At 62.5% G+C, this 15,891-nt stretch carries 13 protein-coding genes; 8 read left to right on the top strand and 5 right to left on the bottom strand.

The window, feature by feature from the left end; all coding sequences use genetic code 11:
- Nucleotides 1-410 precede the first annotated feature (410 nt).
- The 7 genes from AAFG07_RS07435 (at nucleotide 411) to AAFG07_RS07405 (ending at nucleotide 8,940) form a co-directional block, all read left to right on the top strand.
- Nucleotides 411-767, top strand: coding sequence for a hypothetical protein (locus AAFG07_RS07435; RefSeq protein WP_342729077.1), 357 nt, complete (start codon nucleotides 411-413; stop codon nucleotides 765-767).
- Between the two features lie 100 nt (nucleotides 768-867).
- On the top strand, nucleotides 868-996 hold the full coding sequence (locus AAFG07_RS07430; RefSeq protein WP_342726666.1) for a hypothetical protein: 129 nt from the start codon (nucleotides 868-870) through the stop codon (nucleotides 994-996).
- Nucleotides 997-1,089: 93 nt separating this feature from the next.
- Nucleotides 1,090-2,520 carry a PAS domain S-box protein gene (locus AAFG07_RS07425; RefSeq protein ID WP_342726665.1) on the top strand — a complete coding sequence of 477 codons (1,431 nt, stop codon included), beginning with the start codon at nucleotides 1,090-1,092 and terminating at the stop codon, nucleotides 2,518-2,520.
- Entirely contained in the window at nucleotides 2,517-3,125 is a 609-nt protein-coding gene (fixJ, locus tag AAFG07_RS07420; RefSeq protein ID WP_342726664.1) for a response regulator FixJ, read from the top strand. The genes AAFG07_RS07425 and fixJ overlap by 4 nt, the downstream gene beginning before the upstream one ends.
- A gap of 860 nt (nucleotides 3,126-3,985) precedes the next feature.
- Nucleotides 3,986-4,237: a hypothetical protein gene (locus AAFG07_RS07415; protein ID WP_342726663.1), complete on the top strand. Its 252-nt coding sequence runs from the start codon at nucleotides 3,986-3,988 to the stop codon at nucleotides 4,235-4,237.
- Between the two features lie 1,078 nt (nucleotides 4,238-5,315).
- On the top strand, nucleotides 5,316-7,727 hold the full coding sequence (locus AAFG07_RS07410) for a phosphoketolase family protein (protein WP_342726662.1): 2,412 nt from the start codon (nucleotides 5,316-5,318) through the stop codon (nucleotides 7,725-7,727).
- Nucleotides 7,728-7,755: 28 nt separating this feature from the next.
- Entirely contained in the window at nucleotides 7,756-8,940 is a 1,185-nt protein-coding gene (locus AAFG07_RS07405; RefSeq protein ID WP_342726661.1) for an acetate/propionate family kinase, read from the top strand.
- Nucleotides 8,941-9,020: 80 nt separating this feature from the next.
- Here the strand turns inward: AAFG07_RS07405 and AAFG07_RS07400 are convergent, their stop codons facing one another.
- Genes AAFG07_RS07400 through AAFG07_RS07390 form a run of 3 tightly spaced genes read right to left on the bottom strand, consistent with a single transcriptional unit; the run spans nucleotide 9,021 to nucleotide 11,999 of the window.
- Nucleotides 9,021-10,130, bottom strand: coding sequence for an MlaD family protein (locus AAFG07_RS07400; protein WP_342726660.1), 1,110 nt, complete (start codon nucleotides 10,128-10,130; stop codon nucleotides 9,021-9,023).
- Between the two features lie 16 nt (nucleotides 10,131-10,146).
- Nucleotides 10,147-10,884 (bottom strand): ATP-binding cassette domain-containing protein, encoded by a 738-nt coding sequence (locus AAFG07_RS07395; RefSeq protein WP_342726659.1) that lies wholly within the window; start codon nucleotides 10,882-10,884, stop codon nucleotides 10,147-10,149.
- Nucleotides 10,885-10,886: 2 nt separating this feature from the next.
- Nucleotides 10,887-11,999 carry an ABC transporter permease gene (locus tag AAFG07_RS07390; protein ID WP_342726658.1) on the bottom strand — a complete coding sequence of 371 codons (1,113 nt, stop codon included), beginning with the start codon at nucleotides 11,997-11,999 and terminating at the stop codon, nucleotides 10,887-10,889.
- 182 nt (nucleotides 12,000-12,181) lie between these two features.
- Here AAFG07_RS07390 and AAFG07_RS07385 point away from each other — a divergent pair, with 182 nt between their 5' ends.
- Nucleotides 12,182-12,592, top strand: coding sequence for a hypothetical protein (locus tag AAFG07_RS07385; RefSeq protein WP_342726657.1), 411 nt, complete (start codon nucleotides 12,182-12,184; stop codon nucleotides 12,590-12,592).
- On the opposite strand, the gene AAFG07_RS07380 is transcribed toward AAFG07_RS07385, so the two are convergent.
- Together AAFG07_RS07380 and AAFG07_RS07375 are read right to left on the bottom strand one after the other, a co-directional pair.
- Nucleotides 12,562-15,333: a bifunctional acetate--CoA ligase family protein/GNAT family N-acetyltransferase gene (locus AAFG07_RS07380; protein WP_342726656.1), complete on the bottom strand. Its 2,772-nt coding sequence runs from the start codon at nucleotides 15,331-15,333 to the stop codon at nucleotides 12,562-12,564. The genes AAFG07_RS07385 and AAFG07_RS07380 overlap by 31 nt on opposite strands.
- Nucleotides 15,315-15,791 (bottom strand): CBS domain-containing protein, encoded by a 477-nt coding sequence (locus tag AAFG07_RS07375; protein WP_342726655.1) that lies wholly within the window; start codon nucleotides 15,789-15,791, stop codon nucleotides 15,315-15,317. Before AAFG07_RS07375 ends, AAFG07_RS07380 begins: the two co-directional genes overlap by 19 nt.
- Between the last annotated feature and the right edge of the window lie 100 nt (nucleotides 15,792-15,891).

Below are 15,891 nucleotides of genomic sequence, written 5' to 3'. Positions count from 1 at the left end.
AGGCCGCCGCCTGCCCAATCCGACCACCCGACTGGAATTTTGACCTGCATCAAAACGGAGCGCCGCGCCGCCGTTTAGGATGGTCATCCGTCAGGATCGTGCAAATGGCAGACATAAGGGCTTGGCGCCCCATCATCTTCTCGTGTCCCAATACCGGCGATCGAGTTCAAGGCTTGCTACCCGCCGACGCATCCGAGCCCCTGGCTGACGAGCTGCACTCGATCTCCTGCGCTGCCTGCGACGGCGTCCACTTCATCAATCTGCGAACCGGTGCCGTCGTCAGTCCCAAGCGCAGCTAGCCTGGTCGCGAGAACCAGCGCGCGGGCCGGAAGCCATCAAGTTGACGCGCGTCAACGCGCAGGCGCCGCCCGCATGAGAAACAATACTTCCCTCAACGAAGGATGTTGGACATGACAGACCATAGCGAAGCCCGTCCCGTCTCCGACGCCATCCAGAGCTACGCGAAGCGGGCGATGGCGGTCCAGTCGGAATTCTCGGAGAAACTGATCGAGGCAAACCGGCACTGGTTCGAGCAGATCCAGATCGAATCGAACGAAGCCTGGGAGCTTTTCCGTAGGTTCAATTCCACCGCCTCGGTGGCCGAGAAGATCACGGCTCTGCAGGACTGGGCCAAGGGCGTCACCGCGCGCGGCGCGAACGACGCGACGTACGCGATCGAGACCGCGCGTTCGCTGGGCACGATCGAGCTGAACCTGCTCGCACGAAAGACGAGCGGTGTCGACGAGGCTATTCAGAAGGCTGCCTGACGTGCCGGCACGCGACGCTCTAGAGCGCCCAGGGGCCGGCGCCAGCGCCACATGGGAGGGGGTCGCGACGGCCCCCTTCGACCGCGACCTTGAGCTGGCCGTGATCGAAGGTAACGCGATTCACAAGCTCGTCTTCCCCTGCCGCCGCATCCTGGGCGGCTGGGTGAAGGCGGGGACCGTCGAGCGCATCTTGGTGCAGCCGACGCATTGGCGCGCCTGGTGCAAATAGCTCATCTACGCTCTGCTTTGAACAGAGCGGCAGGTAGCACCTGGCGTCCGGACGTTGTAATATCAAACAGACTGAGGGCTTTGCCGGGGGAATATGTCCGACCGCATCTGGTACCGCTATGGCACTGCCGCGGCAGCGGCCGCGCTCGTGTTCGCGGTGCGCGCGGGGCTTGATAATTATCTCGAAGACCGGACCTTCACGATCATCTTTGTCCCGGCCGTGCTGTTTGCCGCGTTCGCCGGCGGTCGTGGTCCGGCGATCGTCACCACCCTGCTCTGCCTTGTCATCAGCGCCAAATTCCTCGGCTGGAGCCTGGTCACTGAACCTGCGAATTTGATCGATATCGCTTGCTTCGCTGTCCTCGGACCGATCCTTGGCTTTATGGGCGACCGGCTACTGAAGGAGAGCGATCAGGCACGAAATCGCCAAGCCCATATGCAGTCGATCCTCGACACGGTCCCTGACGCGATGATCGTCATCGACGACCATGGCATCATTCGTTCCTTCAGCGCGGCAGCCGAGCGCCTGTTTGGCTGGAAGGCGGACCAGGTCGTCGGTAAAAACGTTTCGAGCCTGATGCCGCAGCCGTATCGCGGCGAGCACGACCGGTATCTCGAGCGCTACCTTACGACCGGTGAGCGTCGCATCATCGGCATTGGCCGCATCGTGGTCGGAGAACGAAGCGACGGCTCGACCTTTCCGATGGAGCTGGCCGTCGGCGAGGCCAAGGTACGCGGAGAACGCTTTTTCACCGGCTTTATCCGCGATCTCACCGAGCGTCGTGCGCAGGAACGGCGGCTTCAGGAGCTGCAGTCCGAGCTGGTTCACGTGTCGCGATTGACCGCCATGGGCGAGATGGCGTCCTCAATCGCGCATGAGATCAACCAGCCGCTATCAGCCATTACGAACTACATGCGTGGTGCGAGGTCACTGCTGGCGTCGGAGACACCGGACGCTACCCGCATTCGGGACGCGCTCGAGCGGGCCGCGCAGCAAGCGCTACGGGCTGGCGACATCATCAAGCGTCTGCGCGAATTTGTCGCCAAGGGCGAGACCCAACACTCCCTGGAGAGCCCGGCCACCCTGCTTGAAGAAGCTGTCGCATTAGCGCTGCTCGGCGCCAAGGAGCAGGGCATCCGGGTAGCGATCCGCAGCGACCGGGACATGCCCTCGATCATCGTCGACAAGATCCAAATTCAGCAGGTCGTGCTCAACCTGGTTCGCAATGCGATCGAGGCGATGGCCTCCAGTCCGCGCCGCGAATTGACCGTCGGTGTCGCCAAGACTAACGGTGTTGCGACGTTCTCTATCGCCGATACCGGCCCGGGCATCAGCCCCGACATCGCCGACCGCCTGTTTCAGCCCTTTATCACGACAAAGGAGCAAGGCATGGGCGTCGGCCTCTCGATTTGCCGGACCATCATCGAATCCCATGGTGGACGCATCGATGTGATGCCAAACTCTGGAGGCGGCACGGTTTTTCAGTTCATCCTCCCGTTCGCGGAGGACGGAGAAGAAGCATGACGACGCGGCGTACAATTCTTGTCATCGACGACGATCCGGCGATGCGGGACTCACTGGCCTTCCTGCTCGATGTCAACGGCTTTGCCGTCACGACCTATGAGACGGCAACCGAGTTTCTCGATCATTTCGCCAATGGCACGGTCGACTGCATCGTATCCGACATACGCATGCCCGGCATGAGCGGCCTTGAGCTCGTCCGCAAACTCAAGGCTGACGCAGCGGTATGCCCCGTCATTCTGATGACCGGCCATGGTGATGTCGCACTCGCCGTCGAGGCGATGAAGGCTGGCGCAGTTGACTTCATCGAAAAGCCGTTTGAGGACGAAGCTCTGTTGCGTGCAATCGGCGAAGCCCTGCGAGCACAGTCGGCAGCACCGGCCGACGGAACGGTCAAGCGCGACGCCGAAGCTCGCCTGCTGGACCTCTCGCCGCGCGAACGTGACGTCCTGCGAGGGCTCGTTGCAGGCAAGATCAACAAGGTGATCGCCCACGACCTTGGCATCAGCCCGCGCACGGTCGAGGTTTATCGGGCGAACGTGATGGCAAAGACCAATGTGCGCAGCATGTCGGAGCTGATGCGGATCGCGATTGCTGCCGGGCTCTAGCCTTAGCTGCTGCCGAGCGCGCACGCTCGCTCGAGAGCGCGGCAGCCAACTTTTGCTCGGTTTCCGCCGACAGATTCAGGTTGATCAACACCGAGCCGCGATCCATACGCCCCACGACACCGCCAAGCCGGAATGTGAGCCCATCAATCGCCAGTTCGACAGGCTCGACGGCGTCATGCTCTTCCTGCGCAATGCTTAGAGCCAACTGAGTAAGGTGCTTTAGCTCGCTCTGCCGCTGCCCGCGCAAAGCGTCCGCCAAATTGCTTGTTTGGATAGCGGCCAGGCCGGTGAGCCCGCAAAAGCTCAATCCGACGATTGCGCAAATGCGGTGCGCCAGAGAGATTTTGAAATTCATTCCTCTTCACCAACTGATCGGCCGCAAACTGCTTGCCCCGATCTGACTTGGGCATGCGAAGTCAATACCGGCTAGCTTGAGCTGGTGAGAACTATTCAGCTGCGAGATTGAACTCACGTGAATTCTTCTATCGGAATCCGGCAGGAGAGCGCATTATTTCGTACGACCGTCGCGCCAGTTGCAAGCACCGTTGCGCTTCTCCATCAGTCGATCGGTGACCACGACGCCGTCACGAGTTCCCCTCGAGCCGCGAGGTGTCCGAAATGCGCCGCTTCCGCATTGATCTGGATCACATGAAATGAGCCGATAAGAGTGAGATAAATCAAAGCGGCCCTTGGCTTTCCCTGCTTTTATGAAGGAACAGCAGTGGAGAACAGCAATGTTCAATTTCATATCGGCGCGCAATGTCGTGACCGGCTCGTCGGCAGACCCAGGTCATCTGACGACCCTCCGTAAGAGGATTGCCGCACTGTAGCCCCAGTTGGTCAGTTTAGGAGACGCATCGATGGACGAAATCACACATTTCATCGCGGTGCCTTACGATCGCGCGGATTGCCACCTTCTTCCCGGCCAACAGCTCAAATGCGCCAATCCATCTTCGGCAATCGAGCACGCCAAGCACATGTGGAAAGTAATGGGTCACGCCGGCGCTGCGGCAATCATCCGTGGCGGCCATCCGGGGACCACCGTGCTGAGGACATATGGTATGGTCCCAACCGACATCGAGGGAGCCCGAACGGGGACCGCAGAACGATGAGCGGCCTGCGCAACGACCTACGTATAGTTACGTAGCGCCGCACAGTTCAAGGTCGAACCTTTGCAGCCCTCGATGGCGCGCTACGCCATTCCTACTTCGTGCTGCCCGACGCCGAGATCGCCCTGGAGATCGCCCCCCGGACTTTGACCGAGCCAGCGGGGGATCGGCCCATCGCGATCGTGCTTGTCCGGCGGCGGCTGTGCGGTCCATGCATCGAGCGCCCGCAAGAAGCCTGTCCAACCGCGACCTCGACTTTTTATTGAATCCTTTTGCGCTAGCTCAAGCTTCGACGGACCGGGTCGGGTTAAATACCCGTCACGAAGGCGAGCGACCCATCCTCCTTTGCGGTTGTCTCGATACTCAAAGCCCGGGCCAATGCGCCGGGCTTCTTTTTCGCGGGTCGTCTACTCGATAGATAGCCGGCAAGCGCTTGATTCTACCTGTGACGGACGACCAACGCGTCCAAACAACGTGGAAGGCGGGATGGGGAGCCGAATCGTCGGTCCTGTGTCCCTCCGCAGACTGCTTCCGCGTCCAAACATCCTTGCCCTAGGCTGTGGATGGAACGGGCGCCGCGCTGTTCTTCAGCACCTCGCGAATTTCGTCATCCTCCAATCGATCCAAAAACCAGTCGCGATCGACAACCTTTCCACATTTGACACTCGCGGTGTCCTTCGGCTGCGACTTTGATTGTTCGACGAGAGGCACTTTCACTTGAATTGTCACGGCAATGCTCGGCTGGGTAAGAGTACCACGCCAACATCCACCATCCGTCACAAAGACGTATTGCGTAAGGTCAATCTGCGGGAGAAAGCGATTGGAGCTAACCTTTCCAGCCTGTCAATACCGTCCTCCCCTTGAGCCAGCCTGGTTTCGCTTTTCGCGATGATCGCAGCTAGCGTTGTTTGACGACGCCGCCAAATCTCGACGGCCCCGGTGGGTACACCTTGATGATTCGGTTCGGCACTAGCGAGCATATTTGAGCTGGCTCAAGCGATTTCCGTCACATTGGGCGACTAATCTGGAACTTATGGGGGTTGTTCGAGGTCATTCCTGAACCCTTTCTTCGGAGAGCGATATGCAACCGACGGCTGCTCCAAACGAACAGGCACGCGTTGACGATCTGAAATTGCTCGACCGCTACTGGCGCGCCGCCAACTACCTCTCTGTCGGCCAGATCTATCTGCTCGATAATCCCCTGCTCAGAGAGCCGCTCGAGCCGGGGCATATCAAGCCGCGGTTGCTCGGCCACTGGGGCACCACGCCCGGGCTCAATTTCGTTTATGCCCACCTCAACCGCGTGATCCGGAGCTCCGATCTCAACGTCATCTATATTTGCGGCCCCGGCCATGGCGGCCCCGGCATGGTCGCCAATACCTATCTCGAAGGCACTTACACAGAGATCTATCCGGAGGTGACGCGCGATGCTGATGGCCTGCGAAAACTGTTCCGCCAGTTCTCCTTTCCCGGTGGTATCCCGAGCCACGCGGCACCGGAAACGCCGGGCTCGATCCATGAAGGCGGCGAACTCGGCTATGCACTGGTCCATGCTTATGGTGCAGCCTTCGACAATCCCGACCTGATCGTAGCCTGCGTGGTTGGCGACGGCGAAGCGGAGACCGGACCGCTCGCTACATCCTGGCATTCAAACAAGTTCCTCAATCCGGTGCACGACGGCGCCGTGCTGCCGATCCTGCACCTCAACGGCTACAAGATCGCCAATCCCACCGTGCTCGGCCGAATGAGTGACGATGAAATCCGCAATCTCTTCGTCGGTTACGGCTACGAGCCGCTGTTCGTCGAAGGCGACGATCCGCGTGCCATGCATCGGTTGATGGCCGACACGCTCGATACCGCGCTCGCCGGCATCCGCTCGATCCAGCAAGCCGCGCGCCAGCAGACCGGCGGCCTCAAGCGGCCGCGATGGCCGATGATCGTGCTGCGCAGCCCGAAGGGCTGGACCGGACCGAAGGAAGTCGACGGGCTGAAGGTCGAAGGCTTCTGGCGTGCACATCAGGTGCCGATCGCCAACCCGCGCGGCAACCCCGAGCATCTGAAACTGCTCGAACATTGGATGAGCACCTACGAGCCCGACAAGCTGTTCGATTCGAACGGCCGGCTCGTACCTGAATTGCAAGCCCTTGCACCCGCAGGCGATCGTCGGATGGGGTCGAACCCGCACGCCAATGGGGGCCTCCTGAAGCGGGAATTGAAGCTGTCGGATTTCCGCGCGCATGCGGTCGAGGTCACCGCTCCGGGCGACGCCGTCGCCGAAGCCACGCGAGAACTCGGCAAGTTCTTGCGCGAGGTCGTGGAGCTGAATGCGGAGGCGCGCAATTTCCGCATCATGGGTCCGGACGAAACCGCATCCAACCGGCTCGACGCGGTATTCGAGGCCACTGACCGGGTCTGGATGGAGGGCATCGAACCTTATGACGTCCATCTGGCTCATGACGGGCGAGTGATGGAAGTCCTGAGCGAGCATCTCTGTCAGGGTTGGCTCGAGGGCTACGTACTTACCGGCCGCCACGGCTTCTTCTCCTGCTATGAGGCCTTCATCCACATCGTGGATTCGATGTTCAACCAGCACGCCAAATGGCTAAAGGTCTCGCGGGCGCTGCCCTGGCGGCGGCCGATCGCATCTCTGAACTATCTCCTCACTTCGCATGTCTGGCGTCAGGACCACAATGGATTCAGTCATCAGGATCCCGGCTTTGTCGATCTCGTCACTAACAAGAACGCCGATATCGTCCGCGTCTACTTCCCTCCTGATGCAAACACCCTGCTCTGGGTCGCGGACCACTGCCTGCGCACCTATGACCGCATCAATGTGATCGTTGCCGGGAAGCAACCCGCGCCGCAATGGCTCTCGATGCGCGACGCGATCAGTCATTGCGAGGCAGGCATCGGCATCTGGAAATGGGCCGGCACCGAAGCAGTCAACGCCGAGCCAGACGTGGTGATGGCCTGCGCCGGCGACGTCCCGACGCTGGAGACGCTCGCCGCCGTCGATCTGCTCCGCAAGGCGCTGCCGCAGTTGAAGATCCGCGTCGTCAACGTGGTCGACCTGATGACGCTGCAGCCGACGGAGCAGCATCCGCACGGCCTGTCCGACCGCGACTTCGACAGCCTGTTCACCCGCGATAAGCCCGTCATCTTCGCCTATCATGGCTACCCCTATCTGATCCATCGCCTGACCTACAACCGCACCAATCACGATGGAATGCACGTGCGGGGCTTTGCGGAGGAAGGCACCACCACGACGCCGTTCGACATGGTGGTGTTGAACGGCCTCGATCGCTTCCATCTCGCCATCGAAGCAATCGAGCGTGTGCCGGGGCTCGACATCGCAGCTGCCCATGTCAAGCAGCAATTCCGTGACGCGCTGATCGAGCATACGCGCTACGTGCGCGAGCATGGCGAGGACATGCCGCAGATCCGTGACTGGGTCTGGCCCTACGGCATGACGAACCACAAATCCGTTGACTGAGGCAGCGAGCACGCGAGAGAGACCGTCTATGTCCGACAGCGTCCTGGTGCTTAACGCCGGCTCATCCAGCATCAAGTTCGGCCTGTTCGACATCGCGCCGGCCGAGCCAAAGCTGCAATGCAAAGGCCTGCTCGACGAGCAGGAGAAGGTCCCACGCATCGTCGTGAGCGATGCCTCAGGCAAGCCGCTGTTCGAGAAGCGCCGCGCGAGCGGCACGTTGGAGGACAGCGGTCTGTTCAGCGATATCTTTGCCTGGATTGAAGACTATCTCGACGGCGGTAAGCTCGCCGCCGTCGGCCACCGCATCGTCCATGGCGGGAGCGAGTTCTATGGACCGGTCGTCATCGCAGGGCAGACCCTCGCTGCGCTGGAGGCGTTGACGCCGCTGGCGCCGCTGCACCAGCCGCGCTGTCTTGCGCCGGTCCGGGCCGTGCAGTCACTGCAGCCGGAGCTGACGCAGATCGCCTGCTTCGACACGGCCTTCCATCACGGCCTGGCGCCGCCGGCTAGCCGCTTTGCCATCCCGCGGCAGTTCGAGGAGCGCGGCATCCGCCGCTACGGTTTCCACGGCCTCTCCTTCGAATACGTCGCCAGACGGCTCGCCGCGATCGCGCCGCGATGGGCCGACAAGCGCGTCGTCGTGGCGCATCTCGGCAACGGTGCGAGCCTCTGCGCCTTACGAAAGGGCGACAGCGTCGACACCACGATGGGATTGACCCCACTCGACGGTCTCGTGATGGGGACACGCTGTGGAACGATAGACCCCGGCGTGCTACTTTATCTCATGCAGGAAGAGAAAATGTCGGTCGATGACGTACAGCACCTGCTGTACGAACGTTCGGGTCTGCTCGGCGTCTCAGGCGTGTCAGCCGACATGCGCGCCCTGCTGGCGAGCCACGATCCTGCGGCTCGCGAAGCCGTCGATCTCTTCACATTTCGTGTCGCCGCAGAAGTCGCCGTGATGGCAAGTACCCTCGCCGGCCTCGATGGCCTGGTGTTTACCGGCGGCATCGGCGAGCACGCCCCGGAAATCCGGCAGCGCATCTGCGATCGCCTCTCCTGGCTCGGGGTCAGCATCGATGCAGCCGCAAATGCTCAGGGCGCGCAGCGGATCGCCGCGATGGGCAGCCCGGTCGATGTACTGATCATTCCGACCAATGAGGAAGTCAGTATTGCGCGGCACTGCCGCAGCCTGCTGGTCACAGGTCGCTAGGTCGCGACCCCCTGGGTTGTCGGCAGCCGCGAGCAAGTCTGATCCAGTACGATCGTCGTGAGACGCTGCAACGGTCAGATTCAGTCCGTCGCCGCAACCCACATCACGAGCTCCCTTGCGAGGGTGCCGAAAGCCTTATCGAAGGCGGCGGCCGCCTCGGACGGCGTCAGCGAGCTGATTCCTTCGGATCCCTCGAGAAGCTTCGCGGCCTTTACCTGACCATTTCGATCCACGATCTTTGCGGACAAGGAGATCGTCGCGCGTGGTTGCGGCCCCTGCACAATTTCGAACCGGCGCAGGTCGATCAGCAGACGCGGCGCACCTTCTACACCGCTGTCGGCGCGCAGTGGCGCATGCTCGACGTCGTAATTCTCGAAGCTCTGCAGCAACCGCGCCTGCACCAGCACCGGGAGACTGTCGCTCCACTGCGCACCTTCGAATCCCTGAGTTTGCTCATCCGGCGTGAACAAAAAGCGCTGGGTCTGGAGGCGAGCGATCGCGGTCGGCTCCGCCATGACCAGCTGCACAGGCAGATTCGCATGGCGTTGCGCTCCGAAGCTGTCCACCGCGTGAAGGTCATACGCTATCTTGCGCGGCGCGGGCGCACCGCCGCCAGTCATGCGTTCCAGCCCGGTCACGATGCCATCGAGCTTCGGCGTGTTGCGCGCGAGCCCCTCGGCGAACGTGCTGAGGTTGTCGATCGTGCTGTGCAGCGGCGCGGCGTTGTCGGACAGGACGGCATCGACCCGGCGTAGCGCATCGCGGGCAGCCTGCGTCATGCTCCGCCCGGCGCCCTTTTCGGCCACCAGCGGTTCGCGCGCCGGCGGCGCCTGGGGATCATCACCACCTTCCAGCGCGATCACCGGAACACCAGTCAATCCCTGGAAATCGAGGCCGACACGCGTATCGGTATGCACCGGCGTGCGCTCGGCGACTGCGATCCTGGCGCGAACCTCGCGCGGGCGCTCCGGAACCAGTTCAAGGGCTGTGACTTCTCCGACGCGGATACCGTTGAAGAGAACGCCTGCCCCAACGAGCAGACCAGGCACTGGGTCGGTAAAGACGAGCTGATATGTTTCCCGCTTTCCGATTCCACCGAAATTGTTCAGCCAGTAGACGAAGCCGAACACGGCGACGATTGCCGACAACACGAATGCACCGACGATAATGTAGGGCGCGCGGATTTCCATTTGCGTCTCTCTCTGCCTAGTTGCCGAGGCCCAGCTTCTGCGCCCGAGCTCCGTGAAAATAGGCCTGGACCCAGGGATGATCGGACTTGAGTACCGATGACAGCCGCCCGATTGCTGCGATCCTGCCGTCGGCAAGCGCGGCGACGCGGTCGCAGATGGCCTGCAGACTGTTCAAGTCGTGCGTCACCATGAACACGGTGAAACGCAGCGTCCGATGCAGCGTCCGGATCAAAGTATCGAATTCGCCTGCAGCGATGGGATCGAGACCGGACGTTGGCTCATCGAGAAACAACAGCGAGGGGTCGAGCGCCAGTGCCCGCGCGAGCGCAACCCGCTTGGTCATGCCGCCCGAGAGCTCGGACGGATACTTGTCCCCGTCTTCGCGCGTAAGGCCGACCATCTCGAGCTTCGCGTCCGCAATTTCGTCCAGCAGCCCTGGCGACAGCCGCGCGCGCTCGCGCAACGGAAACTGGATGTTCTGGCGAGCCGTCAAGGCCGAGAACAGCGCCCCCTGCTGGAACAGCACGCCCCAGCGGCGTTCGTCATCGCTGTCGCCCGCGAAATCGATCTGCCCGCTCCGCTTCGGAAGCAGGCCGACCAATGTCCGCATCAGCACCGACTTTCCGCCGCCGGAAGCGCCCACGAGGCCGAGAATCTCGCCGTCGTTCACGTCGAGATCGAGATGATCGAGGATAATCTTCTCGCCGAAGCCGACCACGAGGTCGCGGATGTGGATCGCTGGCATGTCGGCCATGGCTACATCCCGATCGAAGCGAAGAAGACCGCGAACAACCCGTCGAGTACGATTACCAGGAAGATCGATCTTACGACCGACGCCGTCGTCTGCTGTCCGAGTGACTCCGCGCTGCCCTTGACGCTCAATCCCTCCACCGCCGCGACAAGCCCGATTACGAGCGCCATGAATGGCGCCTTGATGATGCCGACCTCGAAATGAGTGACTGAAACCGCATCGTGAAGGCGTGCGATGAAGATCGCGGGACTCATGCCACCATAGAGCCAGGCGATGAGTCCGCCGCCATAGAGCGCCGCTAGCGAGCCGAGAAAGGCGAGGATCGGTAACGCCACCACCAGTGCCAGGATTCGCGGCAGGATCAGGACTGCGACAGGATCGAGCCCCATGGTGCTGAGCGCATCGATCTCCTCGCGCATCTTCATCGCACCGATCTCGGCGGTATAGGCACTGCCAGAGCGTCCGGCGACCATGATGGCCACGATCAGCACGCCGATCTCGCGCAGCACGAGGATGCCAACCATGTCGACGACATAGGATTCCGCGCCGAAGCGGCGGAAATGGAAGATGCCCTGCTGAGCAATGATGGCGCCGATCAGGAACGTGATCAGCACCATGATCGGCACCGCTTGCCAGCCCACCCGACCGAGCTGATAGACGGTCGGCGTCAAGCGGAACGATCGCGGATGCCTGAGAATGCCGAGCAGCGCTGCGCTGAAGGCGCCGAGCATATGCAGGAATGCCGCCGAATCGGACACCAGCCGCCTGCTGCCGCGGCCAAGCTGATCGAGCCTCTGCAGCAACGGGTTGACCGATCTACGTTCGGCGGGGCCGGAACGGTTCAGTCCTCGCACCTCTTCCAGCAGGTCGCCATATGGACCATCGGCACCGGTGAGCGCTGCCCTGGTCGCACCGCCGCGGGCCAGCCTTTCGAGCAGCCAAGCCCCGACCGTGTCGAGCGCTGTGACGCGACGCAGATCAATCGCCCCGATGTGGGTGCGCGCCGCCCCCTCGCACAGCCGTTCCAGCAGCTCGACATTGGCAACGTTCCAAGCCCCGCATGCGGTCAGCACGCGCGGATCGTCCGTATTCGCTGTCAGGGCCGGGGCGTTGAGCAAGATTCGGACTCCAATTTGCAATTCACCTTAGGCTGCTGGAGACGGCTGTGTTTGACCCAGCGCAACCGGCCTCACCGTGCTCCCCAGACATGCGCTTGACCCAAATCAACGGCTTGGCGCGCCGCGGCACTAGAATTGAATAGGTTGCCCGACGGTCTTGGGCTTGTTCAGGGAGATTTCTGATGAATCGCGCCGCCTTCACGCCTCTGCAAAACACTGCGTTGCCGCACTCGTTCAGGCAGGTTCGGCTCGAACGCGCGCGCGAGCATGATCACCCCGAGGGCACGTCCGCGATCGGCTATATCATCGTCGCCCCGCTCGACACGGCATCGCGGATCGATATCGGGACCTGGAACGACCATCGCGACGCCTGCCGCGTCGTACGCCAACGGCCGGGCGAGGACGATCAGCGCGGTCATCTCGTGCATGGTCCGGCCAACCGTTGGCGCTTTCACTACGACGTGGCCGGCGCGACCGCCGATGAAGCCGGGTTTCATTTCGGCAGCGAGCGTTTTCAGCTCGGCGAGTATGTCTCCGTCCGCGAGGCGGATGGCATGCATCCCTATCGTGTCGTTGCCGTCACGCCGCTTTGACCGCGACTGCGCTGGATCAGAATGTCGGCCCCCAAGCCATCCACCACCGGAAGGGAGAGGTCGAGGACGACATTGACGATCCGGTGGTCGGTCGGCTCTGTCACGGCGGTGAACCCGAGTTCATGGCACATGTTCAGCATGGTGGCGTTCTCGGCCAGCACTTCACCTGACAGCCGTTTCAGCCCTTCCGACCGCGCATACTGAATCAGAAGTTGCATCAGTGCCCACCCAAATCCTTTGCCCTTGAGGTCGGACTGCAACAGGATAGCGTATTCGGCATTCTCGTAGAGCGAGTCCGAATGAAGCTGGACTGCTCCCACCATGGCGCCGGTGCTCGGATCCAGCGCCGCGAAGGCCATCGCACGCGCGTAGTCGAGCTGGGTCAGCCGCGCAATGAACGCATGCGAAAACTTCTTCATTGCCTGGAAGAAACGAAGTCTGAGATCCTCGGCGGTCACTCGCCTGAAGAAGCTCTCGACCATTGGCTCGTCTTCCGGCCAGAGCGGCCGGACCACGACGCGCGAGCCGTCCTTGAGGGCAAGCTCTCCTTCCCATTGCGACGGGTATGGCCGCACCGCGAGCCGCGTCTGACCGGCAAACAGTCGCGCGGGCTTGCGGATCGCCACGCGCGCGTCGAGCGCCAGCACACCCGTCTCGTCCGCGAGCAGCGGATTGATGTCGAGCTCGGCGACCTCCGGAATATCGGCCGCCATCTGTGCCAGCTTTACGAGGGTAAGCGGCACGGCTTCGGCCGGTACGGCGGACACATCGCGGTAAGCCGCAAGCAGTCGCGAGACCCGAGTACGCCCGACCAGGTCGCGAGCGAGGTTCATGTCGAGCGGCGGCAGCGCCAGCGCCTTGTCGTTGATCACCTCAACCGCGGTGCCACCGCGGCCAAACACGATCACGGGACCGAAGGTCGGATCGTCGGCAATGCCGAGGAGCAATTCGCGTGCCGCCCGTCGCTCGATCATCGGCTGGATCGTCACGCCTTGCAGGACGGCATCCGGCCGCGCTGCCCGGGCGCGAGCGAGCACCGTCCTGGCCGCCTGCGCGACGCTTTCGCGAGTCCGCAAGCCGAGAATGACACCGCCGATGTCCGACTTGTGCCTGATGTCGCGAGAGAACAGCTTCACCGCTACGGCAAGCCCTTGTGTAAGAAAGGGCGCGGCCTTGTCCACGGCTTCGTCGGCATTACGGGCCACAACAGTCGGAACAATCGGAATATCGTAAGCCTCAAACAGGGCGACGATCTCGGCCGGGTCGAGCCATCCCCGCCCCTCGGACAGCGCTTTCGCAATCACGCGCCGTGCCGCGGCTGTCTCCGGCGCAAACGTCGCGGCGATACTGGGCGGAGTCGCGGCCAGCGCGATGGAGGCCTCGCGATATCTCACCAGGTACATGAAAGCGCGTACCGCGTCATCTTCGGTGGGGAAATGCGGGACGCGGGCAGCTTCGAAGGTTGCCGCGGTGCGCTCGTCGGCCCCATCCCACGATGCAAGCACCAGCGCGGCAACGTCACTCTTTCTAGTCCGACGGTCACGAACACATTGCGCCACCGCTTCGGCGATTCCTTCGGTCGGCGCGACCGCCGTTTCCACGTTCATGACCAGCACGGCATCGCTGTTCGTGTCCTCGAGCAATGCGTCGAGCGCAGACACGTAGCGGGCAGCATCGGCGTCGCCGGAGATATCGACGGGGTTGGCGCGAGACCAGCCTTGTGGTAGAATCCGATCGAGCGCCGCAATCGTCACCGCCGACAAGCTCGCCGGAACGCCACCGAGCTCAACGAGCCGGTCGATCGCGAGGATGCCGAGCCCGCCGCCATTGGTCAGGATCGACAGCCGGTTGCCGCGCGGAACGAAGCCGCGGCCGAGCAATTCGGCGCAGTCGAACAATTCCCGAAGGTCGTACACGCGCAGCATGCCGGCCCGGCGGAACGCCGCGTCATAGACTGCGTCCGAACCGGCCAGCGCGCCGGTATGGGTGGCCGCGGCCTTGGCGCCCTGCGCCATCCGGCCTGCTTTCACGACAATCAGCGGTTTGAGCCGCGCCGCGGCACGGGCGGCCGACATGAACTTGCGCGCATCCTTGACGGCCTCGATGTAGAGCAGGATCGCGTTGGTGTGATCGTCCTGCGCGAAATAGTCGAGCAAATCAGCGACATCGACGTCGATCTGGTCTCCGATCGATACGATGCCGGAGAAGCCAAGCCGCCGCTCTGCCGCCCATTCAATCATCGCGGCAGCTACGGCGCCGGACTGCGAGATCAGGGCAAGACGTCCGTCGGCAGGCTGATGCGCGGCAAAGCTCGCGTTGAGCTTCGCGCGCGGCACCATGACGCCGAGACAGTTCGGCCCGATCAGGCGCATGCCGTGCATGCGCGCGGTCCGCGCGACCGTCTCGGCAAGCGAGCCGGCGCCGTGCCCGAGACCGGCGGACAGGATCACCGCACCGGCGACACCGAGCGCGGCGGCGTCCGAGATGATCCCGGGAATCGCGGCCGCCGGCGCCGTGATCGCGAGGAGATCCGGAACGAACGGAAGTGACTTGAGATCCGGGGACGTAGTCTCGCCGTCGATCGCGGCGTAGTTCGGATTGACCACGGCGATGCGGCCGGAAAAGCCGCACGCCTTGAGGTTCATGAGCACCGCCAGGCCGAGCGAAGATGGACGCGAACTGCCACCGACAAGCGCGACCGTTCGAGGCGAAAGAACCCGCTCTAGACCAAACGTAGACATCGGGCAGTCTCGCAGGGAACGAGCGAAGGCGCCCGCCGCTTCGTGCAGCGCGCCAGAGCCCGCATGACATCCTCACGAGCAATGATCCCGACCAGGTGGCGATACTTGTCAATCACGGGCAGGCTCTTGAGCCGATGTGCGACCATCAGCTGCAGAACACGCTGCAGACTTGTGTCCGGCTCAACCGCGATGACATCGGACGACATGATCTCATCGACCGTCGTTCCCATCCGATCGTCGTAACGTGGCAAGATGTGATCGATCGGACAGGCGAACACCTTCAGGCCGTCGAGTTTCGTGACGAACCCGACCACGACATCGTCGCGGAGCACGGGATAGGCGTCATAGTCGTCTTTCGCGAACAACCGGTACAAGTCGCCGACGGTCATTTCGGGAGCGACGCTTCGTACCGACCTCGTCATGTTGCTCGCAACCGTTTCCTGAAGAAACTCGTACATGGCTGATCCCCTTGGATGGATGGCTATTTCGCGGACGCATCGCTGTCCTGCTTACTTGCTGCTTGCAAACCAAAGCTAGTCGAGAACGGCCCGCGAGCCG

It is taken from the genome of Bradyrhizobium sp. B097, from assembly GCF_038957035.1.
Lineage (GTDB): Bacteria > Pseudomonadota > Alphaproteobacteria > Rhizobiales > Xanthobacteraceae > Bradyrhizobium.
The sequence above is the reverse complement of the archived record's forward strand: the minus strand, read 5'-3'. Positions and strand labels throughout refer to the sequence as shown.